This is a genomic window from Citrobacter sp. wls711 (assembly GCF_005281055.1).
Taxonomy (GTDB): Bacteria; Pseudomonadota; Gammaproteobacteria; order Enterobacterales; family Enterobacteriaceae; genus Citrobacter; species Citrobacter gillenii.
This window is the reverse complement of the sequence record NZ_SZXC01000068.1, coordinates 15,401-39,404: the sequence shown is the minus strand read 5'-3', so window position 1 is coordinate 39,404 and position 24,004 is coordinate 15,401. Positions and strand designations below refer to the sequence as shown.

21 protein-coding genes are annotated in these 24,004 nt (G+C 54.0%); 9 read left to right on the top strand and 12 right to left on the bottom strand.

The window, feature by feature from the left end:
• Window positions 1-31: 31 nt before the first annotated feature.
• The 4 genes from FDW98_RS19105 to aaeX form a co-directional block, all read right to left on the bottom strand.
• Window positions 32-310, bottom strand: coding sequence for a hypothetical protein (locus FDW98_RS19105; RefSeq protein WP_096755475.1), 279 nt, complete (start codon window positions 308-310; stop codon window positions 32-34).
• A gap of 103 nt (window positions 311-413) precedes the next feature.
• Window positions 414-2,381: a p-hydroxybenzoic acid efflux pump subunit AaeB gene (gene aaeB / locus FDW98_RS19100; RefSeq protein ID WP_096755474.1), complete on the bottom strand. Its 1,968-nt coding sequence runs from the start codon at window positions 2,379-2,381 to the stop codon at window positions 414-416.
• 5 nt (window positions 2,382-2,386) lie between these two features.
• Complete coding sequence (gene aaeA, locus FDW98_RS19095) at window positions 2,387-3,319, bottom strand: p-hydroxybenzoic acid efflux pump subunit AaeA (RefSeq protein ID WP_096755473.1); 933 nt, start codon at window positions 3,317-3,319, stop codon at window positions 2,387-2,389.
• A 7-nt stretch (window positions 3,320-3,326) separates the two neighbouring features.
• Entirely contained in the window at window positions 3,327-3,530 is a 204-nt protein-coding gene (aaeX, locus tag FDW98_RS19090) for a p-hydroxybenzoic acid efflux pump operon protein AaeX (protein WP_003025177.1), read from the bottom strand.
• A gap of 184 nt (window positions 3,531-3,714) precedes the next feature.
• Between aaeX and aaeR the strand changes: the two genes are divergently transcribed.
• The gene (gene aaeR / locus FDW98_RS19085) at window positions 3,715-4,644 is read left to right on the top strand and encodes an HTH-type transcriptional activator AaeR (RefSeq protein ID WP_096755472.1); all 930 of its coding nucleotides are present in this window, start codon (window positions 3,715-3,717) and stop codon (window positions 4,642-4,644) included.
• Between the two features lie 93 nt (window positions 4,645-4,737).
• Here aaeR and tldD read toward each other — a convergent pair whose 3' ends face one another.
• The 7 genes from tldD to mreB form a co-directional block, all read right to left on the bottom strand.
• Window positions 4,738-6,183: a metalloprotease TldD gene (tldD, locus tag FDW98_RS19080; RefSeq protein WP_096759323.1), complete on the bottom strand. Its 1,446-nt coding sequence runs from the start codon at window positions 6,181-6,183 to the stop codon at window positions 4,738-4,740.
• A gap of 88 nt (window positions 6,184-6,271) precedes the next feature.
• A complete protein-coding gene (gene yhdP / locus FDW98_RS19075; protein ID WP_096755471.1) occupies window positions 6,272-10,072 on the bottom strand; it encodes an AsmA2 domain-containing protein YhdP in 3,801 nt (1,266 codons plus the stop codon).
• Window positions 10,073-10,177: 105 nt separating this feature from the next.
• Entirely contained in the window at window positions 10,178-11,647 is a 1,470-nt protein-coding gene (gene rng / locus FDW98_RS19070; protein WP_096755470.1) for a ribonuclease G, read from the bottom strand.
• Window positions 11,637-12,230: a nucleoside triphosphate pyrophosphatase gene (locus tag FDW98_RS19065; RefSeq protein WP_096755469.1), complete on the bottom strand. Its 594-nt coding sequence runs from the start codon at window positions 12,228-12,230 to the stop codon at window positions 11,637-11,639. The genes rng and FDW98_RS19065 overlap by 11 nt, the downstream gene beginning before the upstream one ends.
• A 7-nt stretch (window positions 12,231-12,237) precedes the next feature.
• On the bottom strand, window positions 12,238-12,726 hold the full coding sequence (gene mreD / locus FDW98_RS19060) for a rod shape-determining protein MreD (RefSeq protein ID WP_096755468.1): 489 nt from the start codon (window positions 12,724-12,726) through the stop codon (window positions 12,238-12,240).
• Window positions 12,727-13,749, bottom strand: a complete 1,023-nt coding sequence (gene mreC / locus FDW98_RS19055) for a rod shape-determining protein MreC (RefSeq protein ID WP_096755467.1) — start codon at window positions 13,747-13,749, stop codon at window positions 12,727-12,729.
• A gap of 64 nt (window positions 13,750-13,813) precedes the next feature.
• On the bottom strand, window positions 13,814-14,857 hold the full coding sequence (gene mreB / locus FDW98_RS19050; protein WP_034498906.1) for a rod shape-determining protein MreB: 1,044 nt from the start codon (window positions 14,855-14,857) through the stop codon (window positions 13,814-13,816).
• Here mreB and FDW98_RS23460 point away from each other — a divergent pair.
• Entirely contained in the window at window positions 14,835-15,155 is a 321-nt protein-coding gene (locus FDW98_RS23460) for a hypothetical protein (RefSeq protein ID WP_153880057.1), read from the top strand. The genes mreB and FDW98_RS23460 overlap by 23 nt on opposite strands.
• 8 nt (window positions 15,156-15,163) lie before the next feature.
• On the opposite strand, the gene csrD is transcribed toward FDW98_RS23460, so the two are convergent.
• Window positions 15,164-17,104, bottom strand: coding sequence for an RNase E specificity factor CsrD (gene csrD, locus FDW98_RS19045; RefSeq protein ID WP_096755466.1), 1,941 nt, complete (start codon window positions 17,102-17,104; stop codon window positions 15,164-15,166).
• A gap of 225 nt (window positions 17,105-17,329) precedes the next feature.
• Between csrD and FDW98_RS19040 the strand changes: the two genes are divergently transcribed.
• The 7 genes from FDW98_RS19040 to panF all read left to right on the top strand — a co-directional run bounded on the left by FDW98_RS19040 (window position 17,330) and on the right by panF (window position 23,997).
• Window positions 17,330-18,304: an MDR family oxidoreductase gene (locus tag FDW98_RS19040; RefSeq protein WP_096755465.1), complete on the top strand. Its 975-nt coding sequence runs from the start codon at window positions 17,330-17,332 to the stop codon at window positions 18,302-18,304.
• Between the two features lie 77 nt (window positions 18,305-18,381).
• On the top strand, window positions 18,382-19,383 hold the full coding sequence (gene msrP, locus FDW98_RS19035) for a protein-methionine-sulfoxide reductase catalytic subunit MsrP (protein ID WP_096755464.1): 1,002 nt from the start codon (window positions 18,382-18,384) through the stop codon (window positions 19,381-19,383).
• Complete coding sequence (gene msrQ / locus FDW98_RS19030; RefSeq protein WP_096755463.1) at window positions 19,384-19,983, top strand: protein-methionine-sulfoxide reductase heme-binding subunit MsrQ; 600 nt, start codon at window positions 19,384-19,386, stop codon at window positions 19,981-19,983.
• Between the two features lie 392 nt (window positions 19,984-20,375).
• Complete coding sequence (accB, locus tag FDW98_RS19025; protein WP_096755462.1) at window positions 20,376-20,846, top strand: acetyl-CoA carboxylase biotin carboxyl carrier protein; 471 nt, start codon at window positions 20,376-20,378, stop codon at window positions 20,844-20,846.
• Window positions 20,847-20,856: 10 nt separating this feature from the next.
• Complete coding sequence (gene accC / locus FDW98_RS19020; RefSeq protein WP_096755461.1) at window positions 20,857-22,206, top strand: acetyl-CoA carboxylase biotin carboxylase subunit; 1,350 nt, start codon at window positions 20,857-20,859, stop codon at window positions 22,204-22,206.
• Between the two features lie 107 nt (window positions 22,207-22,313).
• The gene (locus FDW98_RS19015) at window positions 22,314-22,556 is read left to right on the top strand and encodes a YhdT family protein (protein ID WP_096755460.1); all 243 of its coding nucleotides are present in this window, start codon (window positions 22,314-22,316) and stop codon (window positions 22,554-22,556) included.
• Entirely contained in the window at window positions 22,546-23,997 is a 1,452-nt protein-coding gene (gene panF / locus FDW98_RS19010; protein WP_096755459.1) for a sodium/pantothenate symporter, read from the top strand. Before FDW98_RS19015 ends, panF begins: the two co-directional genes overlap by 11 nt.
• Window positions 23,998-24,004: the final 7 nt, after the last annotated feature.

The window sequence follows — 24,004 nt, the reverse complement described above, 5'->3', positions numbered from 1 at the left end:
TGCCCCCGCCTGTCGGGGGCTTTTTTATGCCTTACATTGAATGACGGACGTTAAAGCGTAATTGCCCTTCCAGCTCTTCTTCTGCTTCATCAAACAGCAAAATCAGCGCTCCGTAGCGTCGGCGTTGTTTGTCCGGTAAATGGACAAACTCAATCTCCAGCGGCAGAGGTAGAACGTCGCCCATCACTACCTCCCACAGTGAATCGAGATCGCTTACCTTTTCCCGAGCAAGGCCGAATGCCCGCGTAAACTCGCGGTAAAAATCACCCTGTTCTTCAATCTCGTCAAAATCAAATGTATAGATGTTCATCTATAGCTACCACCCCAACGCCAGTCGCTCTACAGGCTCTCTATGCAGGGATTCCCGCACATCAGGTAAGTATAGCCATGCTTCTGGCGTCGGTTTATCAGTCTTAACTGCTGGTCAGTGCATGCTGGTATTTGTGGAGCATACCGGTGAGTCGCTTCACCGGCTCCGTCACCTGAGGCGGCGCTTGCCAGAGGGTTAACTTCTCCTGATAGACATCAAGCTCCTCCAGCAATTGGCTAAAGTAGCGTCGGCGTTTGTCGTCGTTCCCTGCGGATATGATGTGATCGGCAGTACGTCGCAGTTGACGATGAAAGGCGGATAAATCCTCGTTTACCGGTACCGGTGCATCGCGCAGACGCTGGTGTGCGATGATCATCGTCAGCGCCAGACGAAACTTCGCCAGGTCACCGGGGAATTTGTTCATCAGCAAAAAGAGCTGCTGGTAAAGCGCCGGGAGATGGTTTTCTTTGCGGCGAACCACATTGGTGGTCATCGCTGAAACTGCCGCCGACACGAACTGATTAAGCAGCACACGACCAGTTCTGTCACGCGAGTTATCACGCACCAGTAAGATCACCAGAAACGCCAACACGCATCCGACAATCTGCCCAAGCGCACTGTCGAGGAACTGGCTAAAGTGGAAGGTCATCGGGTTATCCAGCACGATGATGTTAATGGTACTGGCCAGCGCGCCCATTGAGCCCAGACGTCGCTTCTGCACCTCGATGCCCAGAAAGAACCCCAGCACCGCCAGGCTCAGGCACAGTAACAACATACTTTGCTGCGTATTGGGGATGATCACCAGAAAGTAGAGCGCACCCAGCGGTAACGCCGCCAGCGTGCCGTAAATAAAGTCGATTGCCACCATCCGCGGGTTGGGTAAACGCATCGCCAGTGAGGTCACCACCGCAATCATCACCATTGCGCCGCTACCCGACGTCCAGCCAGTCCACAGCCAGAACAAGGTGCCCAGCACGCAGGACAGCGTGGTGCGCCAGAAGTTGACCATCGCATGGTGGCGTTCGGCGGATTCCACTTTCACCACCGGCTCGCCCTGCAGGATCTCTTCTTCCGTAGCGCTGATTTTCGTGTTGCTAACCACCCCACGTTTCAGCAGCAGGTAACGGGTTGCCGCACTGGCCCAACTATAAAGGGTCACCGGCGTTTCGCGCTCGCCGGTCCAGACCATCACCCGGCGCATGCGCTTCAGTTGTTTATGCACATCCTGCACGGTTTCCACCGGTGTATCGAACAGCTCACGGAAGGTATCCGTAATCAGTTCCGGACGCGTGTTCTGGATAAGATAGGTTTCACAGGATTGGGTAATCAACGTCAGTGACAGCGTGTTTAGCGCTTTGAGCCTGCGGTTGGCGCGCCCCCAGCGTGAGGACTCCATATTCAGGTTACTGCGCATGCCTTCCAGCGCCGCAGTCCGACGAACTAAATCGCCCCAGGCTTTGTCCACTTCTTCACTGTCACCATGCTTAATACACAGTTGCATAAGCCGATACTGCGCCACCAGAAGGCTGTCCAGTTCAACGTCAATTTCTTGTTTCACCGAGCGGGGAGAAAAGAGCAGATCAGCAACAATTGCGCAGACAATACCGATCACAATCTCGCTGCAGCGCTCGAGGGCAAATTGCGGTGTCAGCAGAGGCTCAGCCTGGATAGTAATGACGATAATCAGCGCCGTATAACCCGAAAGCCCCCAGGCATAGGAGTTCTCGATCTTCACCAGCGAAGAGATCCAGGTACAAAAACCGGCCCAGACACAGCACACGAGGATCATCAGCAGCGGCGCACGGATCATGCTGATGATAATCACCAGTGCCGCAATACAGCCGATAAACGTCCCGATAATACGCAGCATCCCACGATAGCGGATCGCACCCGAATAAGGTTCTCCGCCCGCCGCAAAAGCGGGGCCTGCTGCCACAATCGCTGCGGTCAACACCGCCCATCGCGGGGTCTCAAGCTGAAAATGAAAGCCAACGAACAGCGCCAGCACAATGGCGCATGCCAGTTTTAACGCAAAGCGGATATGCTGATTGGCAATGGAGAAAATGCCCATCGCAATTAACCGAACTCGCGCAGACGGTGCGCCATTTTACGGAAGAAGGACTCCTGGCTGGCATCGCGATCCTGCTTCCCGGTAATGACCACAGTCGCCGTGGTCCCGGCTGGCCACAGCGTTCCCTGCTGGTCATCAAGACGGACGCGTACTGGCACACGCTGAGCCAGTCGCACCCATTCAAGGTTGGAGTCAATGGTCGCCATGCCTTTCGCATCCTGCGTACTGCTGGCATTCGTCACGCCCGCCGCCACGCTATCAACGGTACCTTTCAAAACCTTGTTGCTGCCAAGCGGCGTAATTTCAGCGCGGTAACCCGGACGCACACCTTCCAGCTTGGTCTCTTCCATATAAGCCAGCACGTAGAAAGAATGCTGTTTAACCAGCGCCACCGCCGTCGAACCACGGGTAATAAACTCCCCGGAATAGACGTTAAGGTTCGTCACCCAACCGTCGGCTGGCGCACGGATGACCGTACGTTCAAGATCGAGTTTTGCCAGATCGCGGGTCGCCTGCGCCTTCGCCAGCTGATGTAATACGGTTTGCAGCACGTTATTCGACTGGTCAATCTCTTCGCGGGACATGGCCTGAACGCCAAGACGGTTACGACGCCCCGCTTCCTGGCGTTTTTCCTGCGCCAGGACCTGATAATAGGCGACGTCCGCTTCGGCTTGTTCGAGGGCTTTTTTATAGCGCGGTTGGTCGATGGTGAACAGGACCTGATCCTTTTTCACCAGCTGGTTATCATGCACGTTAACGTGAGTAATCAGGCCCGCGACGTCCGGGGCGATAGCAACAACCTCGGCACTAAAACGCGCATCACGCGTCCACGGCGACTCGGTGTAATAGACCCATGCGCGGAAAATAGCGATAAAAGCCAGAATGACCAGTACGAGAGTCATGGCCGTACGGGAGAGTTTTCTTGTTAGTGTTTTCACTTCAACCTCAAACGAACAGGCGCGTTATTAGATAGAACAGACAGCAATACAGCGCGGTGTTAAACAGAGCCGGATGCCAGACAAAATCATAGATGCCAGTTGGAACCAGCACCCGGCGCACCAGCCAGAAAATCGCCAGTGACAAAAGTAACTCGAAAAAAATCGGTGGGAAGGAAAGACCAAACACCACGATAACGGGAAACAGACTCATGTTGACCTTGGTAGCTTAAGAGAGTGCGGGCGATCGTTTATTGAGCGTATGTCACCGCAGAGAAGGGCAAGGATGAGCCAGGCGAGAGCGACATAGCTGTTATTTGAATAATAATATATTAACGTAACTGTTATGCTGTTATCTATATTATGTGATCTAAATCACTTTTAAGCCAGAGTGAACAATGGAACGATTAAAACGTATGTCGGTGTTCGCCAAAGTCGTCGAGTTTGGCTCCTTCACTGCCGCAGCCAGACAACTGCAAATGAGCGTTTCATCGATAAGCCAGACGGTATCAAAACTGGAAGATGAACTGCAGGTTAAGCTGCTAAACCGCAGTACACGCAGCATTGGGCTGACCGAGGCCGGAAAAATTTATTATCAGGGCTGCCGTCGCATGCTGCACGAAGTGCAGGACGTTCATGAGCAGCTCTATGCGTTTAACAACACGCCGATCGGTACACTGCGGATCGGCTGTTCTTCAACCATGGCACAAAATGTCCTCGCCGGACTGACCGCAAAAATGCTGAAAGAGTACCCCGGACTGGCGGTCAATCTGGTCACCGGCATCCCGGCCCCGGACTTAATTGCTGACGGTCTGGACGTGGTTATCCGTGTGGGCGCTCTCCAGGACTCCAGTCTTTTTTCACGTCGTCTGGGGACGATGCCAATGGTGGTTTGTGCCGCTAAAAGCTATCTCGCCCAGTTTGGCATCCCGGAAAAACCCGCCGATCTCAGCAACCATTCGTGGCTGGAATACAGCGTGCGTCCAGATAATGAATTTGAGCTTATTGCCCCGGAAGGGATTTCAACCCGCCTGATCCCGCAGGGACGCTTCGTAACCAACGATCCCATGACGCTGGTGCGTTGGCTGGCCGCAGGTGCGGGGATTGCCTATGTCCCGCTGATGTGGGTGATCAATGAGATCAATCGTGGTGAATTGGAGATCCTGCTGCCCCGCTACCAGTCAGATCCACGTCCGGTTTACGCGCTGTATACCGAAAAAGACAAGCTGCCGCTCAAGGTGCAGGTCGTGATTAACTCTCTCACGGATTATTTTGTCGATGTGGCGCAGTTGTTTCAGGGGATGTACGGCAGGGGTAAAGAGAAATAAACATGCCCGGTGGCGCTTCGCTTACCGGGCCTACGGTCGGTGCAGATATGTAGGCCGGATAAAACGCGAAGCGTTGCCATCCGGCATGTACAGTTACGCGGTACCGCCTACGGTAAGGCTATCTACCTTCAACGTCGGCTGACCCACGCCCACTGGCAGACTCTGCCCTTCTTTACCGCAAACGCCGACGCCGTTATCCAGTTTCAGGTCATTACCCACCATCGAAACCTGCTGCATCGCTTCAATGCCGGAGCCGATCAGCGTCGCACCTTTCACCGGCTTGGTCACTTTACCGTTTTCAATCAGATACGCTTCAGACGTTGAGAACACAAACTTCCCGGACGTGATGTCCACCTGACCGCCGCCGAAGTTCGGAGCGTAAATACCGTATTCAACGGACTCAATAATTTCCTGCGGCGTAGATTTACCCGGCAGCATATAGGTATTGGTCATACGCGGCATTGGCAAATGTGCGTAAGATTCACGACGTCCGTTACCGGTCGGCGCTACACCCATCAGACGCGCGTTCAGCTTGTCCTGCATATAGCCTTTCAGAATACCGTTTTCAATCAGGACATTGTACTGGCCTGGCGTACCTTCATCATCAATAGCCACTGAACCACGGCGATCCGCCATCGTGCCGTCATCCACAATGGTGCACAGCTCAGATGCCACCAGCTCACCCATGTGGCCGCTAAAGACTGATGTCCCACGACGATTGAAGTCACCTTCAAGGCCATGACCGACCGCTTCGTGCAGCAGCACGCCCGGCCAGCCTGCACCCAGCACGACCGGCAGTGCGCCTGCTGGCGCGGCTACCGCGGAGAGATTCACCAGCGCCATGCGCACGGCTTCTTTCGCCCATGCATCGGCACGGACTTCGCCGTCAAGGGAGGCGAGGAAATAGTCATAGCCAAAACGACCACCACCGCCGCTAGCGCCACGTTCACGCTTACCGTCATCTTCAACCTGCACGCTAACGGACAGGCGCACCAGAGGACGAACATCCGCCGCCAACGTACCGTCAGTCGCCGCAACCAGAATCAGCTCATAAACGCCGGTCAAGCTAGCGGTCACTTCTTGCACACGTTTGTCGGCGGCACGCGCGACCTTATCAACGCGACGCAGAATATCCAGCTTCTCTTCACGGCTCATGCTCTGCAACGGATCAAGTGAGGTATAAAGCGCCTGATGCTCTACTGCACCCAGCGTTTTCACTTTGCCATCACCGTTGTCGCGCACAATAGTACGGGCAGCAAGAGCACTTTGCTCCAGCGCCAGCAGACTTATCTGGTCCGCATAGGCAAACCCGGTTTTTTCGCCGCTGATGGCACGCACACCAACGCCCTGATCGATGTTGTAAGAACCATCTTTAATGATGCGGTCTTCTAAAACCCAGGATTCGTGATAGCTCGACTGAAAATAGAGATCGCCGTAATCAAGACGGCGTTCGGCCAGTTGGCCCAGAATGGCAAACAGGTCCTGATGTTTCAGGCCATTCGCCGCTAGCAATTGTTCACTTACCAGGTTCAGACTCATCGTTTTGCTACTCATTAGTTGCCGCTGTAAAACAGCGGTAAGAAGATCATATTTACTGAGATTGGGGCAATTACTCGCCCCCGTCAAATCATTGCTGGCTTTCTTTACGCGGCTGGCGCAGAACTTCGTTAATCTGCGGTTTATCGACCGGACCAGTGATGCGATAGCGCAGAATCGAGACTTTGCTCCACAGCGGCCCCAGGACTTTACTGGCGGCAAACACCGCCGCGCCGACAATCGGGTTAACGGCAAATGCGGCGGCAACTCCCACGGTGGCAGAAATTTCCGGCGCGACCACGGCTTCCATATTCAGCTCACGGCGCACCAGATTGACCGAGCCTTTCATGGCGATATCGGCTTCCAGACCATCCACCAATGTATCGTCGGTATGCATCACGCCATCTTTGATCCACGCCGTACTGCGAATGGAGTCAAAATAGAAGCCCTCGTTAAACGTATCGCTAAAATCGAAACGCAGTTTACGCAGCAACGCATCAAAGCTCAGCAGGCGCAGCAACTGCCCCGCATGTCCGGTGCTGAGTTCAGTAAGCTCACCTTTGCCCAGACGGGTGCGCAAAATACCATTTAGTGACGCTTCATCCGGATCCCAGGGCGGGTTACGCCAGTGTAAATCGTACTCAACGTTAAACGAGGAGTTGTGGATCGGGGTCGATACGCCAAAGAAACCGGCCGCAGAATCAATTTTATTACCGTTGAGTTTTCCCTTCAGCGAGGTGCGCACATTACCCGGTGCGTTAACCCATTCACCGTCGAGGGTCAGTCTGGCAAAGCCCGTATCCAGCAGTCCGTTATCCAGGGTCAGTGTATCGCCTTTAATCGCGACATCGGCGTCAATACGCCCGTATTTCTGCCCCCACATCCAGCACTCTTCGCAGCGCAGTTGAACGTCCGGCCAGCCACGGAAGCTGACGTTGTTGATCGCGGAAAACGGCGAGGCCGGCGTGGCGTTCGGTGCGGGTTTCGCGGCGCTCGGGTTGTAATAGAGATACTTCACGTTTGCCAGCCACGGTGCGTTATTGCGCATCGCCAACGTCGCGTTGATCTCACGCCCCTGCGCCTGCACTTTACTGCCATTCGACGAAGGCTCAGACACAATACTGAGATTGTTCCACTGCTGACCGCCCAACGATAGCGACGGCGTGCGTACCGTTATGCGCTGCGGGAAGTTCGCATTGGTGCCCACGCTGTCCGCCGCGCCTTTGTTAAACAGTGCCAGCCATTGCGCACCGTCCATTGGCGGCAGATTGAGCTCAATACCTTGCTGCTCGGGCAGGTCAGGAACCGTGCGGCTTTCAGAAGCCCAGATAGCACGATCAAGGGTCAGTTTCTGATTCAACAGCCAGTGGCTGTTAAAGTGATTTTTAGGCCCCGCGTTGCCCGTCAAATCGAAGCTGCGCAGGTTGCCGTCGGCCTTCACGTTCAATGGCAGAGACTCGCCGGCCGCTTTATTCAGCGGCGCAGGTAAGTGACTGCTTACATTCTTCAGGTCACCTTTAAGCTCAATGCTGTAGGTCGCCCCGGCATGGTACGGAAGATCGATACCCACTTTGCCATTCCACGCTACGCTGCCGCCTAAGGCCTCGTTCACCTGCGTTGGCAGGATGCCCATGCGGGTTGGCTGCCAGTCGCCGTTCAGATTCACTGCAACCTGATAGGCTTTAGCTCCCTCGGTGGTGGAAAAGTCGACGTTCAGCGGCTGATTAAACCAGTTGGCCGTCATCGGCTCGCTTTGAAGTGAGCCGTTGATAAAGCTAAATTTGCCGTTCAGGTTCTTTAATGTACTGTCGAGTGGCTTAATAAACAGGCTGTTATTGCGCAGGTTAACATCACCTTTGGCGGTCACCAGCGAGCCATCAAAGGGGATATCCAGATGTAAGCGAGCATTCACATCGCCGTCAATCTGGAGCTGCTCCAGCGTGGCGCCCAGTGAGTCCTTCAGCGGTGTCTCGTCAAAATACGGTCCGACCGCCTTGCCAGGACCATTAATGTCGGCATCAATCAGCAACTTTTCTTTTGCGTAGTCGGGAATATTGGCCGTCAGGTTGCTGGCTCTCACCCCACCTAAATTGACGCTGTCGGTCTTCATCCACAGGCCGTTATTAATGAAGTTCAGCTCAATGTTAAGATTGGTAAGCGCTGGCCAGTCAGGCTGGAAAGCAAATTTGGCATTGCGCAGCGGCACCAGTACCTGAAACTGACCTTCATTATGTGGATACGGGAACAAACGCGGATTCCCGCCGTACACCAGCGTGGCGTTATCCGCTTCACCGCCCTGAATCGCACCGCTAAGGTAATCGACCAGGTCTTTACCCATCAGGTTTTCCGGGAAATAACGCCAGGCCTGAGAACCGTCATCGGTGCTGATCCCCGCCAGAATGCCCAACCACGGTTCATCTCCGGCAGGTTGGAGATAGCGAAAACCGCCGCGCGCATGGACGGCTTTGGCTTTAACATCAATATTCCGCCCATCCAGTTGAAAACCTTTGTCGTTCTTCAGCCAGCTTAGCGTCGCAACGCCGTCTTCTATTTCCAGCGGCGCACGGAAGACGGTTTCATATGGCATTTTTGCCTGCTTCATCGAGACGGTAAGCGCACCGTTCTCCACGCTACCGGCAAGCGTACCAGAGAAATGCTCGGCGCCTGGTAACAGCTTCCACTGTTTCCAGGCCAGATCGGTCCACGAGGACTGGAAGCGCGTTTTTTCTGTCGCCTGTAATGGGATATCCAGCGCCAGCGTATCTATCTTGCCGCTCGGCTGCGTGGCCCGCCAGATGTCACCCAACGCTGGGGAGAGCTTTGCCGCCATGGGGCGTAGCCCTTCCAGACCCGCCAGTTCGAGGTTACTGGCTCGAATGCGCAGCTCGTCGCTGCGTTTGTTATTCTCGCCCCCGACTTCCTGCTCGGGGATCCAGGCCAGGGTGAGCGCGCCACTCGGCCAGGGTTTGTCATCCATCGTGATACGCGTATCCGGGATCGCGAACACCCAGCCAGGCTGTTCGCGGCTGATCTGTGCGGTCAGGTTATCAACAGACAGCGTGTGCGTATTGTTGTCACCTTTCCAGCTTGCCCCGCCTTTCTTCAGCCAGACATCACCACTGGAAATTTCACCTTTGCTGAGCGTCATCCACCCTTCCAGGCTAAAGCGTGCCGTTTGCAGCGCGACGTTATCCTGCATCCATTTCCCCAGCCACGGTTTGACGTCAATGTCATCGGCCTGTAGCCAGACCCGGCCATTGTTCAGTAGCCCTTCGTCATCACGCAGATCCATCCGCACCTGCATGATACCGTGCTGCCCGGTCAGGCTGGAGAGGCTAACCTGACCTTCGGCGCGGTGCCTGTTTTTTCCGTTCAGCCAGGTAAGCTGGGGGATCGCCAGCTCCGCGCGCTGACCAGAGAGGGTCAAGAAACTGATTTGGCTGTCGCGGAGATCGAAGTGATCGAACTGACGTAAAAACAGATCGCTGACGCGGCCGGGTTCGACTCCATCGTCATTGTTGCTGCGCTGGATAGGCGTATTAGTGCGTAAATGCAGTTGCCAGAAGGTGAGATCGCGAAACTGCCAGCGCATGTGCAGCAAGCTTTGCCAGACATCCAGCGCCAGCGTGACGCGTTTGACCGAGAATTCGCCGCCGTCGCTAAGCTGAGTGTGGATATCGCGGGCTTCAAGGGTGGGGCCAAAATTCTGCCAGTTGGCGGTGAGCTGGCTGGCAGAAACGGTCATACCGGTGGCCGACTCAATTTTACTGAGGATCGCAGGCCGCCAGCTATCGAGATGCGGCAACGCAAGGCGCAGGCCACTAACCAGTAGCGCTGCGATGACGACGAGCGCGGCTCCAGTGAGCAGTAAAATCCCCGGCAATCGCCTCACGCATCTCTCCTTGTCTGCCAAAAAATGTGACTCACAAAATCGTTTTGCCGGATGGCGGCGTGAACGCCTTATCCGGCCTACAAGGTATCGCCATCAGGTGGTTAACTACATCATAACGACGTCGAACTGCTCTTGGTTATAGAGCGGTTCAATTTGTACTTTAACCTGCTTACCGACAAAAATTTCCACTTCCGCCAGCGCGTGTGACTCTTCACCTTTCAGGGCTTCCGCCACGGCCGGAGAAGCATAGACCAGGAAACGATCGGAGTCGTAAGCATGATGGACACGCACGATCTCCCGCATAATTTCATAGCATACGGTTTCGACCGTTTTGACCGTACCGCGTCCGTGGCAGGTCGGGCACTCGTTGCATAGCACATGCTCCACGCTTTCACGCGTGCGCTTACGCGTCATCTCCACCAGCCCCAGCTGTGAAAAGCCGTTAATGCTGGTTTTAACGCGATCTTTACTCAGCGCCTGCTCCAAAGAGTGCAGCACCCGGCGGCGGTGATCTTCATTACTCATGTCGATAAAATCGATAATGATAATGCCGCCCAGGTTACGCAGACGCAGCTGACGCGCAATCGCCTGCGTAGCTTCAATATTGGTATTAAAGATGGTGTCATCGAGATTACGATGCCCAACGAACGCACCGGTATTGATATCCACGGTGGTCATGGCTTCGGTTTGATCGATAATCAAATAGCCGCCGGATTTCAGCTCAACCTTGCGTTCCAGCGCACGCTGAATTTCATTTTCCACATCAAAGAGATCGAAAATGGGCTGTCGTCCACTGTAATGTTCCAGCTTGCTGGTCATCTCAGGGATGTATTCTGCTGTAAACTCCAGTAACGCTTCGTAGGTCAGACGGGAGTCCACGCGGATCCTGTCGAGCTGAGCATCAGCAAAATCACGCAACACGCGTTGCGCCAGCGCCAGCTCGCCGTACATCTGGTAACGGGTTTGCGGGCGTTTTTTGCGCTCCATGACTTTGGTCCAGACACGCTTGAGATACGCCGCATCTGAGGCCAGATCGTCCTCGCACACGCCTTCTGCAGCCGTGCGAATAATAAATCCGCCCTGCTCATCGCAGTAATCCGCCACCACTTTTTTCAGGCGTTCACGCTCGGTTTCGCTTTCGATACGCTGGGAAACCCCAACGTGCGAAGCACCAGGCATAAAGACCAGGTAACGGGAAGGCAGCGTGATGTCTGTCGTCAGGCGAGCGCCCTTGGTGCCCAGCGGATCTTTGACCACCTGCACCATCAGATCCTGACCCTGACGAACCAGTTCGGAAATGTCGCGCACGGTGAACTGCTTCTGTTCTTCACCCGCCACGCATTCGGTGTGCGGCATGATGTCTGAAGCATGAAGAAAAGCGGCTTTATCCAGCCCAATATCTACAAAAGCCGCCTGCATACCCGGAAGTACACGACTTACACGACCTTTGTAGATATTGCCTACGATTCCGCGTCGCGCCTCACGTTCAATATGAATTTCCTGCAGAATACCGCCATCAATGTACGCCACGCGTGTTTCCGAGGGCGTTACGTTTACCAACAATTCAGCCGTCATGTTTATCCCTTTTTTCACGCAGTGCGTTAAAATTGCTCAGCAACTCATACGTTTCTACCAGCGGTAAGCCGACCACGGCGTGATAGCTGCCATTTATCTTCCTGACAAAACAGCCACCCAACCCTTGAATACCGTATGCACCTGCTTTATCCATCGGTTCACCGCTGGCGACATAGCCGGCGATGTCCTCATCTGTTAGTGCTCTGAACGTGACGTCCGTGACCACCAGGCAGTCCAGACGGTGCTGACGATCGGCTAGTGCCACCGCCGTCATCACCTGATGTGTTTTGCCTGACAGCTTATGCAGCATTGCGGCCGCATGCGCGGCGTCGTGCGGTTTTTCCAGCACTTCGCCATTCAGGATGACAATGGTATCTGCCCCCAGTACCGGCAAATCTCGTGCAGCCAGCGCAACGCCTGCCTGCGCCTTCTCGCGCGCCAGGCGAACAACATACTGCTGCGCGCTCTCTTGCGGATGCCGCTGTTCCTCAATTCCCGGAACCAGTCGCTCAAACGTTACACCCAACTGAGTCAATAATTCCTGACGGCGTGGGGAGCCTGAAGCCAGATACAGAGTATTCATATCAACCTTATTGCACCGCAAACTGCTGGCGGACTTTACGCATCAGTAAAAATAGCCATGGCCAAAGCACACCATTGACTACACTACTCCAGAACACTTCAGGTCTGAAAGAGACGTTGATCACTAAAAACTCGGCCCAGAAAACAATAATATCCACGACCAGTGATAACAACATGACCACCAGCGCCTGTTGCCAGAGCGCCAGGTTACGGAATAGCTGGAATTTCAGCGCAACCAGGTAGGCAATGATACTCATCGACAGAGCCCGCACGCCAAGCGTAGAGCCGCTAATAAGATCCAGTATGGCACCCACCACAAATCCTGTGCCCACATTTACGCGATGCGGCAGTGCCAGGATCCAATACAACAAGATGAGCAGCACCCAGTTTGGCCGGTAAACAAGAATGTCGTCCGGCCAGGGCATGACTTGCAGTAAGAGTGCAATAAAGAACGAGAGCCAAATAACCCAGCGCCCCTGACTACGATAGCTTGCCACTTACTGCCCTCCCGGCTTACGCGGAGAAGGTGCTGGCGGCGTTGTCGTTGCAGGCGTCGGCGTCACGCCAGTCGCTGGTGCAGGAACGGGCGCAGGCGGGCCCATCGCGTCCGGTGCAGGCAGGACCTGCGGCATCATTTGCATCAGACGTTCATTGGCTACGCGATGCACTTCTTCCGGCGTCATCGGATTGGCACCATTACGATCCGCCCCCCACAACAGCAGCAGATAACGCAAACGCTGTAACCCTGCCGTCGGACGCGCCTGAATCACGGTGTAAGCACGCTGAGTGTCCAGTTTAACGGAAGAGACCACGGCAACCGGATAGCCTTCAGGGAAGCGGCCGCCCAGACCGGAGGTTACCAGCACGTCGCCAACGCGAATGTCGGTATTGGCCGGCAGATGCTCGAGCTGCAGATCGTCCGTACAGCCGTTACCGGCAGCAATCACGCGGATATCGTTACGCAATACCTGGATTGGCAGCGCATGGGTGGCATCACAAATCAGCAGCACGCGACTGGTCAGTTTCGCCACGGCAACAACCTGGCCCACAACGCCTTTGTCGCTGATGACCGGCTGCCCTTCATAGACACCGTTCACGCTACCCTTGTCGATAACTACCTGATCGCTGTAAGGGTCATTAACCGTTGAGATGACCTGAGTCACCATCTTTTGTTCATCCTGGCGCAGCGGCGATCCCAGCAGCTCGCGCAAGCGCGCGTTCTCCTGTTTATATTGCCCCAGCATCAGCAGTTCACTGTTTTTCAGCAGCAGTTCCTGACGCAGCGCCCGGTTTTCAAGTTCAAGTTGGTCACGCGAGGCCAGCGTTTGCGACACGCCATCGAGTAATTCACGGGGACCATTAGAAATAAAGTAGAAAGGACTGACGGCGGTATCCATGTATGTTCGGATTTGACTAAACATACCCAGGCGGCTGTCGGCAATAATAACGCCGAGCGCCACCAGCACCGCCAGAATAAGGCGAATCTGTAGCGACGGGCCACGGCTAAAAATTGGCTTCATAAGTTTGCGTATTCTCGTATCAGATTCGGCAGGGCAATCGGATGTTAACCCTGCCGGTATCCGATTACTCTTCGCTGAACAGGTCGCCGCCGTGCATATCGATCATTTCCAGCGCCTTGCCGCCGCCGCGCGCCACACAGGTCAGCGGATCTTCAGCAACAACGACTGGAATACCGGTCTCTTCCATTAACAGACGGTCAAGGTTACGCAGCAGTGCACCACCGCCGGTTAACACCATACCGCGCTCGGAGATGTCAGACGCCAGTTCTGGCGGACATTGTTCCAGGGCAACCATGACCGCGCTGACGATACCAGTCAGCGGTTCCTGCAGCGCTTCCAGAATCTCGTTAGAGTTCAGGGTAAAGCCACGTGGAACGCCTTCAGCCAGGTTACGGCCGCGCACTTCGATCTCAAGCACTTCGTCGCCCGGGTAAGCCGATCCGATTTCGTGTTTGATACGTTCAGCGGTCGCTTCGCCGATCAGGGAACCATAGTTACGACGCACATAATTAATGATGGCTTCATCGAAACGGTCACCACCAATACGTACGGAGGAGGAGTAAACGACGCCGTTCAGGGAGATAACAGCAACTTCAGTGGTACCACCACCGATATCCACAACCATAGAACCGGTTGCTTCGGAAACAGGCAGACCTGCACCGATCGCTGCCGCCATCGGCTCTTCAATCAGGAATACTTCACGCGCACCGGCACCCTGAGCAGACTCACGAATGGCACGACGTTCAACCTGCGTTGCGCCAACCGGCACACACACCAGCACGCGCGGGCTTGGGCGCATAAAGCTATTGCTGTGCACTTGTTTGATAAAGTGCTGAAGCATTTTTTCAGTCACGAAGAAGTCAGCGATAACGCCGTCTTTCATTGGGCGAATTGCAGCAATGTTGCCCGGCGTACGACCCAGCATCTGCTTCGCATCATGACCTACTGCGGCCACGCTTTTCGGCGAACCGGCACGATCCTGTCGAATGGCCACAACAGAAGGCTCATTCAATACGATGCCTTGTCCTTTTACATAAATAAGGGTATTCGCGGTACCCAGGTCAATGGACAGGTCATTGGAAAACATGCCACGAAATTTTTTCAACATACTAAGGGATAATCCTGAAAGCTGGGGCGGAAAACAAAATCCGCTTACTTTACCAACCACACGCAGCAGCGACAAGGCGGAAAAATCATCTGCTACGGTGAAAATTAGTGCAGTTCGTTTCCTTTGTTACAAAACCGGCCTGAGTCCATCAGGGCTGAAAAAATCAGCAGCACTCCTCGCTTTTGTTTGCAACCTGTCAAAGGTCATTCACCTGCATGTTTGCTGTTACATTCTGGCGAGCAGACAAGCACACCCCCAGAAGGCACAACGCGCGTTATTCTACGTGAAAACAAATTAAACGGCAGGTTAAACCGAGTATCTTTGCGAATATTTTTTCACGTTTGTGTCAAGTGGCTGTGATGCGGCAAAAAAATCCCCTTGCCCACCCGCGACTCCACGTTCTGTCAGCGTACGCCACTCACTACGCGAACGAACGCCAGTGGCATACACCTGCGTTGGCGTTCCTGAGCAGGCCTCCACCAGGCTCTGAACCAACAGCTGGTTCTCCGTACGTTTATCAATGTTTCTCACCAGACCTGGATGAAGCTTCAAGAGCTCGACATTGAGTTCTTTAATCCAGCTGGTACTCACCAGCGTCAACCCCGCCTGCGTCACGGCAATGCGGACACCCAGCGCATCCATCAAACGGATAACGGGCTGTAACCGGCTGATGTGTTGACAAACATCTGCCTCAGCAAGTTCAATAATTATGCGTTTTCGCAGCGATTTTTCGCACTGCATCAAGGTATCACGCAGCCAACGCTGAAAACGCGGTCGAATAAGTGACTCAACCGTCGTCTGGATCGCCAGACTTTCCTGCGGCCAATATCCCAATAACAAGATCAGACGGCTAATCTGCAAACGATCATATTCTTCCGCCAGGCCAAATTGCAGCACCATCGGCATATATTCCGCCGAGATAACCTCTTCACTGCCATCAAAAATGCGGCACATTAATTCCCGATGGTGTACTCGTCCTTCATGGGTGACCGCGGGTTTCTGATAGAGCCTTGGACCGCCCCGACTGAGCATCTGCTCAATGAGCGTGCGCCAGCGCACATTACCCCGACCTTTTTCCGGCAGCGAGTCATCATAAACTGACCAACTGTTCCCGCCCTGTAATACCGAGTTCCGGGTTGCCGCTTCAGCGTGCTCCATCACCTGTTCAGCGGACTGGCCGCTGCGACAGACGCAAATGCCAATATGAATCATATCGGCACGATCAATTTTTTTGTTAGTCGGAAGGGCATCGACCGCTTTTAACAACTGCCCAGCGATGCTTTCCGCCTCTTTCAAGGTGCGGTGCGGCAGCAGGATGGCAAAATCGCTACGGTGGTAGCGCGCCAACAGCGCCCCAGGATAACGCGCAATAAAGGTCGATAATAAATTGACCAGCGCCGAGATTTGTTCTTCCGCAAGATCCCCCCCCCAACTGTCGCGCAAAAGCGTAAAGTCCGGCAAACGCACCATCATTACCACGCCGTGGGCGCCCACTTTCTCCTGATCTTCCAGCAGCGTCGCCAGTTGATTGTCAAAAAACAGACGATTGCTGAGCCCGGTTTTTGTATCCTGCGCCACATACGATCGGATAAGCGTATCCAGCCTGCTGCGCTGCTCGCGAGCGCTTTGAATTTCGGTGAGCAGCATATCGAGCGCACTGCTGGTGCGCGCCGGCCATTCATACACGGTTCCCCGCACATTCGGCCCACGTTCACCGTTAAGGATCCGCGTGGAACGAATCTCCAACAGTTCCTGCCCGGAAAGCTGGCGCTGTAGCCAGCGCACCGACAAAAATAACATCAGGATAATAAAACCAATCGACAGTGTGAGCGGTGCGGTGGTCATCAGCGAATGGAAATAATTGCCCATCGGATCCTGATACACCAGGCGCAGCGACATCCCCGGATGCTTGAGCAAAGGGACGGTGATCTCACGGTACAGATTATTTGTTCCCGCCGGGCGATAACTGCTGGTGCGGGAATGGCTATAAACCTTGCTTTCCCCCTGCAGCAGCTCAACGCGAACGATATCAACCGACACCATCAGCTCGTCTATTTGCGGCGTTAAGGTGACAAAATCTTTAGAAACCAGGTGCGTGTCGATCGCCGTCGCGACGGCCTGGACACGACTAGTGAACTTATATTGGATCGCATTGTAGAAACTCAGCGAGCAGCCGATCAGCGTCACGAAGATCGTTAACCCTGTGAGCAAAGTCACAAAAGCTGAAAATTTCGTCGTTAATCGCATCCTTGTGTTAACTCCGACAGTTATGAATCAGGCATGAAAATGGAAAAGCGACACGAAAATGCAAAAATGAACGCGAAATCCGTCAATTTACATAAATAGTGTGGTCATACTACCAAATCAGGTATATCTGGCAATTTATTGCGCAGAATCGGCATCATGTTTTGATTAACGAGTATAGTCTTCATCATTCATTTTCCAATCCACTATATGAATTGAGGACAGGTTATGCAGGCTTTGATCTTAGAACAGCAGGACGGTAAAACCCTCGCATCCGTTCAACCCCTCGACGAAAATCAGCTACCGGAAGGCGATGTGACGGTGGATGTTCACTGGTCGAGCCTGAACTATAAAGATGCCCTGGCCATCACCGGCAAGGGAAAAATTATCCGTAATTTTCCGATGATTCCTGGTATCGATTTCGCCGGTACCGTTCGCCACAGTGAAGATCCCCGTTTTCACGCTGGTCAGGAGGTGTTGCTGACCGGTTGGGGCGTGGGCGAAAACCATTGGGGCGGACTGTCCGAACGCGCTCGTGTAAAAGGTGACTGGCTGGTTGCGCTACCAAATGGACTGAGTAGCCGCAATGCGATGATCATCGGCACTGCCGGTTTTACCGCCATGCTGTGCGTGATGGCGCTTGAGGATGCTGGTATTCGCCCGCAAGACGGTGAGATTGTTGTCACCGGTGCCAGCGGCGGCGTGGGTAGCACTGCCGTTGCGTTACTGCACAAGCTGGGCTATCAGGTTGCCGCGGTATCGGGTCGCGAAACCACGCACGACTATCTGCGTAGTCTGGGCGCCAACCGAATCCTCGGTCGTGATGAATTTGCTGAAACTCGCCCGCTGGAAAAACAGCTGTGGGCTGGCGCCATTGATACCGTTGGCGACAAAGTACTGGCAAAAGTCCTCGCGCAGATGAACTATGGTGGCTGCGTTGCTGCCTGTGGTCTGGCAGGTGGTTTTGCACTGCCCACCACGGTGATGCCGTTCATTCTGCGCAATGTCCGCCTACAAGGTGTTGATTCCGTTATGACGCCAGCGGCGCGCCGTGCTCAGGCCTGGCAACGTCTGGTCACTGACCTGCCGGAATCTTTCTACGCTCAGGCCGCAACTGAAATTACGCTCGCCGACGCGCCGAAGCTTGCTGACGCCATCATTAATAATCAGGTGCAGGGCCGCACGCTGGTGAAGATCGCCTAATCTGCAATTTTTCGTGATAAATTCGCGATAAGCCTTTGCCTCCGTCATGCTTAGCAAAACGCATGACGGAGGATGATATGAAATCCAAAAAACTGACGGAAACCGACGTAACGGCAGAATCTGTTTTTATGCTGCAACGTCGCCAGGTATTGAAAGCGCTGGGTATCAGTGCGACAGCCCTTTCCCTCTCTCCCAACGCCCAGGCCGATCTGCTAAGTTGGTTTAAAGGTAATAACCGACCGCCCGCACCCGCCGGAAAACCGCTTGATTTCACGAAACCTGCCGCCTGGCAAAATACATTGCCGTTAACGCCGGAAGATAAAGTCACCGGCTACAACAACTTCTATGAGTTCGGTCTCGATAAAGCAGACCCGGCGGCCAACGCGGGCAGTTTAAAAACCGATCCGTGGACGCTGAAAATTAGTGGCGAAGTGGCAAAGCCATTAACCCTCGATCACGATGCGTTGACCACCCGCTTCCCGCTGGAGGAACGCATTTATCGCATGCGCTGTGTAGAAGCCTGGTCCATGGTCGTGCCGTGGATTGGCTTTCCTTTACATAAGCTGCTGGCACTGGTTGAACCCACCAGCAATGCGAAATATGTGGCGTTCGAAACGCTCTACGCACCGGATGATATGCCGGGACAGAAAGATCGCTTTATTGGCGGAGGGCTGAAATACCCCTACGTTGAAGGTTTACGCCTTGATGAAGCCATGCACCCGCTCACGCTGCTCACCGTGGGCGTTTATGGCAAAGCGCTTCCCCCGCAGAATGGCGCCCCTATTCGATTAACCGTACCGTGGAAATACGGTTTTAAAGGAATTAAGTCGATAGTCAGCATTAAGCTGACGCGCGATCGCCCGCCGACCACCTGGAATATGGCGGCGCCTAATGAATATGGGTTTTATGCCAATGTTAACCCCGGCGTCGATCACCCCCGTTGGTCACAAGCCACAGAACGTTTTATTGGCGCAGGCGGTATCCTCGACGTACAGCGTCAACCTACGCTGCTGTTTAACGGCTATGCCGATGAGGTCGCTTCGCTGTATCACGGCCTTAACTTGAGGGAGAATTTTTAAGTGCGTCTGACGGCAAAACACATCACCTGGCTGAAAGTTTGCCTGCATCTTGCCGGCTTTTTACCTTTTGTCTGGCTCTTTTGGGCCATTAATAATGGCGACTTAAGCGCCGATCCGGTCAAGGACATTCAACACTTTACCGGTAGGACGGCTCTGAAATTCTTGTTGGCAACCTTGCTGATCTCGCCGCTGGCGCGCTACGCTAAGCAGCCACTCTTAATACGCACTCGCCGCCTGTTAGGACTCTGGTGTTTTGCCTGGGCCACCGTGCATTTAACCAGTTATGCGCTGCTGGAGCTGGGCATTAACAACCTGAGTCTGTTGGGTCGAGAGCTAACGACACGGCCTTATCTGATGCTGGGAATTATCAGTTGGACTCTGTTATTTGCCCTCACACTCACCTCCACCCAGGCTGCGCAGCGGAAACTGGGAAAACGCTGGCAACTTTTACACAACTTCGTCTATCTTGTGGCGATCCTGGCCCCCGTGCATTACCTGTGGTCGGTGAAGATTTTATCCCCGCAACCAATCATTTACGCCGCGCTCGCCGTCGTGCTTTTAGCCTGCCGTTATAAGAAGTTCCGCCAGTGGTGGCGGTAGTTTCGGGATATGTGCAGTGCGTTGCAAAACACAGACGAACCCACGTTCTTTACATGCAGGCGGTTGATTATCTTCCCTGATAAGACCAGTATTTAGCTGCCAATTGCTACGAAATGGTTATAATGTGCGACCTTGCTTTCCCTGGAGGCGTTTTTACAGCGCGGAAAGGGTGACAATCGAGTATTGAAGGTATATTTTGTCTTTTACCCGAAAATGGCAGAAGATAGCCACACAATGACTGGTAAGTTTTGATATCTCGTTTAATGGCTGCAGCACGCAGTGCAACGCCAGAGAGGGGTGACATCTTGTCACCAACAGTTATTCAAATGCTATACAGACGGCGATAAAACGCCTGTCACAATTTCACTAAACAAAGAGTACGGAACCCACTCATGGATATTCGTAAGATTAAAAAACTGATCGAGCTGGTTGAAGAATCAGGCATCTCCGAACTGGAAATTTCTGAAGGCGAAGAGTCTGTACGCATCAGCCGCGCAGCGCCAAATGCAGGTTTCCCGATGATGCAACAGGCTTATGCTGCACCAATGATGCAACAACCTGCTCCGTATAACGCTGTCGCGCAAACTGCAGCGCCAAGCATGGAAGCCCCTGCTGCAGCGGAAATCAGTGGTCACATCGTACGTTCCCCGATGGTTGGTACTTTCTACCGCACCCCGGGCCCTGACGCTAAACCGTTTATCGAAGTGGGCCAGAAAGTGAATGCGGGCGATACCCTTTGCATCGTTGAAGCCATGAAAATGATGAACCAGATCGAAGCCGATAAATCCGGCGTGGTAAAAGCGATTCTGGTAGAAAGTGGTCAACCGGTAGAATTTGACGAGCCGCTGGTCGTCATCGAGTAACGAGGCGAACATGTTGGATAAAATCGTTATCGCCAACCGTGGCGAGATTGCCCTGCGTATTCTTCGTGCCTGTAAAGAACTGGGCATCAAGACCGTCGCTGTACACTCAAGCGCGGATCGCGATCTAAAACACGTATTACTGGCAGATGAAACGGTCTGTATTGGCCCGGCTCCGTCTGTTAAAAGCTATCTGAATATCCCGGCAATCATCAGTGCCGCTGAAATCACTGGCGCGGTCGCTATTCACCCGGGTTACGGCTTCCTGTCTGAAAACGCCAACTTTGCTGAGCAGGTAGAACGCTCTGGCTTTATCTTCATCGGCCCGAAAGCCGACACCATCCGCCTGATGGGCGACAAAGTGTCTGCAATTACTGCCATGAAGAAAGCAGGTGTACCGACCGTTCCAGGTTCTGACGGCCCACTGGGCGACGATATGGACGCAAACCGCGCCCATGCCAAGCGCATCGGCTATCCGGTTATCATCAAAGCCTCCGGCGGCGGCGGCGGTCGCGGTATGCGTGTTGTACGCGGCGATGCTGAACTGGCTCAATCCATTTCCATGACCAAAGCTGAAGCGAAAGCCGCTTTCAACAATGACATGGTTTACATGGAAAAATACCTGGAGAACCCACGCCACATCGAAATTCAGGTGTTGGCTGACGGCCAGGGTAACGCAATCTATCTGGCAGAACGTGACTGCTCCATGCAGCGCCGTCACCAGAAAGTGGTCGAAGAAGCACCAGCACCGGGCATTACCCCGGAACTGCGTCGTTACATCGGCGAACGTTGCTCCAAAGCCTGTGTGGATATCGGCTACCGTGGAGCGGGTACTTTCGAGTTCCTGTTCGAAAACGGCGAGTTCTATTTCATTGAAATGAACACCCGTATCCAGGTAGAGCATCCTGTTACCGAAATGATCACCGGCGTTGATCTGATCAAAGAGCAGCTGCGTATCGCTGCGGGTCAGCCGCTGTCCATTACGCAGGATGAAGTTGTGGTTAAAGGCCATGCGGTAGAATGCCGTATCAACGCCGAAGACCCGAACACCTTCCTGCCAAGCCCGGGTAAAATCACGCGTTTCCACGCGCCGGGTGGTTTTGGTGTGCGCTGGGAGTCTCATATTTACGCGGGTTACACCGTACCGCCTTACTATGACTCAATGATCGGCAAACTTATTTGTTATGGCGAAAACCGTGACGTGGCGATTGCCCGCATGAAAAACGCCTTGCAGGAACTGATCATCGACGGGATCAAAACCAACGTCGATCTGCAGATCCGCATCATGAATGACGAGCACTTCCAGCGTGGTGGTTCCAATATCCACTACCTGGAGAAGAAACTCGGACTTCAGGAAAAGTAAGTACGCATTAACTGCAAAGGCCGGATCCTCCGGCCTTTTGTTTTTCTCCCCTCCGGCACGTCCCATAAGGTACAATCCCCGCTTTCTTTATCCACAAGGGACAAAAAATGGACGCTCGTTTTGTTCAGGCCCATAAAGAGGCGCGCTGGGCGCTGTGGCTGACCCTTTTCTATCTTGCTACATGGTTAGTAGCCGCTTACTTACCAGACTCCACGCTGGGCTTTACTGGCTTACCACACTGGTTCGAAATGGCCTGCTTGCTAACCCCGCTGGTTTTCATTGTTCTGTGCTGGGCGATGGTGAAATTTATCTATCGCGATATTCCTCTGGAGGATGACGATGCAGCTTGAAGTGATTTTGCCGCTTGTCGCCTACCTGGTGGTGGTGTTTGGTCTCTCTGTGTACGCGATGAGAAAGAGAACAACCGGTACGTTCCTGAATGAGTATTTCCTCGGCAGCCGCTCAATGGGCGGGGTCGTTTTAGCCATGACGCTGACCGCGACGTACATCAGCGCAAGCTCGTTTATTGGTGGCCCGGGGGCCGCGTATAAATACGGGCTGGGATGGGTGCTGTTGGCGATGATCCAACTGCCAGCCGTCTGGTTGTCGCTGGGTATTCTTGGCAAGAAATTTGCGATTCTGGCCCGACGCTACAACGCCGTCACCCTTAACGATATGCTGTTTGCCCGCTATCAGAGCCGTTTGCTGGTCTGGCTGGCGAGCCTCAGCCTGTTGGTAGCTTTCGTTGGCGCGATGACAGTGCAATTCATCGGCGGCGCACGTTTGCTGGAAACCGCGGCGGGTATTCCATACGAAACAGGTCTGCTGATCTTTGGTATCAGTATTGCGTTATACACCGCATTCGGTGGATTTCGTGCCAGCGTACTCAATGACACCATGCAGGGCATGGTGATGCTAGTTGGAACCATTGTTCTGCTTGTGGGTGTGGTCCACGCAGCGGGCGGCCTCAGCAACGCGGTGGAGACGCTGCAAACGATCGATCCGAAACTGGTGACCCCACAAGGCGCTGATGACATGCTGTCCCCAACCTTTATGACTTCGTTCTGGGTTCTGGTGTGCTTTGGCGTGATTGGCCTGCCGCATACCGCCGTGCGCTGTATCTCTTATAAGGACAGTAAAGCGGTCCATCGTGGGATGATTATCGGCACGATTGTGGTGGCAATCCTGATGTTTGGTATGCACCTGGCGGGTGCATTAGGACGCGCGGTGCTCCCTGACCTGACAGTACCGGATCTGGTTATCCCCACCTTGATGGTAAAAGTCCTGCCACCGATTGCCGCGGGGATCTTCCTTGCCGCACCGATGGCGGCGATCATGTCGACGATCAACGCCCAATTGCTGCAAAGTTCCGCTACGATCATTAAAGATCTCTACCTGAATCTGCGCCCGGAACAGCTGAAAAATGAAACCCGCCTGAAGCGCATGTCGGCGGTGATCACCCTGTTATTGGGGGCGTTGTTGTTGCTGGCCGCGTGGAAACCACCAGAAATGATCATCTGGCTCAACCTGCTGGCGTTTGGCGGGCTGGAAGCGGTATTCCTGTGGCCGCTGGTGCTGGGCCTGTACTGGGAGCGAGCGAACGCAGCGGGCGCACTGAGCGCCATGATTGTCGGCGGTGTGCTGTATGCCATACTCGCTACCTTTAACATTCAGTACCTGGGCTTCCATCCAATTGTGCCCTCGTTGCTGCTAAGTTTGCTGGCTTTCCTGGTCGGAAACCGTTTTGGTTCTGCCGCCCCGCAAGCCGCCATATTGACTACTGATAAATAAAGAGTTT

Coding starts and splice junctions, on each gene's coding strand:
- FDW98_RS19105 (WP_096755475.1), bottom strand. CDS start 310: ATGAACATCTATACATTTGATTTTGACGAGATTGAAGAACAGGGTGAT.
- aaeB (WP_096755474.1), bottom strand. CDS start 2,381: ATGGGCATTTTCTCCATTGCCAATCAGCATATCCGCTTTGCGTTAAAA.
- aaeX (WP_003025177.1), bottom strand. CDS start 3,530: ATGAGTCTGTTTCCCGTTATCGTGGTGTTTGGTCTTTCCTTCCCACCG.
- aaeR (WP_096755472.1), top strand. CDS start 3,715: ATGGAACGATTAAAACGTATGTCGGTGTTCGCCAAAGTCGTCGAGTTT.
- tldD (WP_096759323.1), bottom strand. CDS start 6,183: ATGAGTCTGAACCTGGTAAGTGAACAATTGCTAGCGGCGAATGGCCTG.
- rng (WP_096755470.1), bottom strand. CDS start 11,647: ATGACGGCTGAATTGTTGGTAAACGTAACGCCCTCGGAAACACGCGTG.
- FDW98_RS19065 (WP_096755469.1), bottom strand. CDS start 12,230: ATGAATACTCTGTATCTGGCTTCAGGCTCCCCACGCCGTCAGGAATTA.
- mreC (WP_096755467.1), bottom strand. CDS start 13,749: ATGAAGCCAATTTTTAGCCGTGGCCCGTCGCTACAGATTCGCCTTATT.
- FDW98_RS23460 (WP_153880057.1), top strand. CDS start 14,835: ATGCCACGAAATTTTTTCAACATACTAAGGGATAATCCTGAAAGCTGG.
- mreB (WP_034498906.1), bottom strand. CDS start 14,857: ATGTTGAAAAAATTTCGTGGCATGTTTTCCAATGACCTGTCCATTGAC.
- csrD (WP_096755466.1), bottom strand. CDS start 17,104: ATGCGATTAACGACGAAATTTTCAGCTTTTGTGACTTTGCTCACAGGG.
- FDW98_RS19040 (WP_096755465.1), top strand. CDS start 17,330: ATGCAGGCTTTGATCTTAGAACAGCAGGACGGTAAAACCCTCGCATCC.
- msrP (WP_096755464.1), top strand. CDS start 18,382: ATGAAATCCAAAAAACTGACGGAAACCGACGTAACGGCAGAATCTGTT.
- accB (WP_096755462.1), top strand. CDS start 20,376: ATGGATATTCGTAAGATTAAAAAACTGATCGAGCTGGTTGAAGAATCA.
- accC (WP_096755461.1), top strand. CDS start 20,857: ATGTTGGATAAAATCGTTATCGCCAACCGTGGCGAGATTGCCCTGCGT.
- FDW98_RS19015 (WP_096755460.1), top strand. CDS start 22,314: ATGGACGCTCGTTTTGTTCAGGCCCATAAAGAGGCGCGCTGGGCGCTG.
- panF (WP_096755459.1), top strand. CDS start 22,546: ATGCAGCTTGAAGTGATTTTGCCGCTTGTCGCCTACCTGGTGGTGGTG.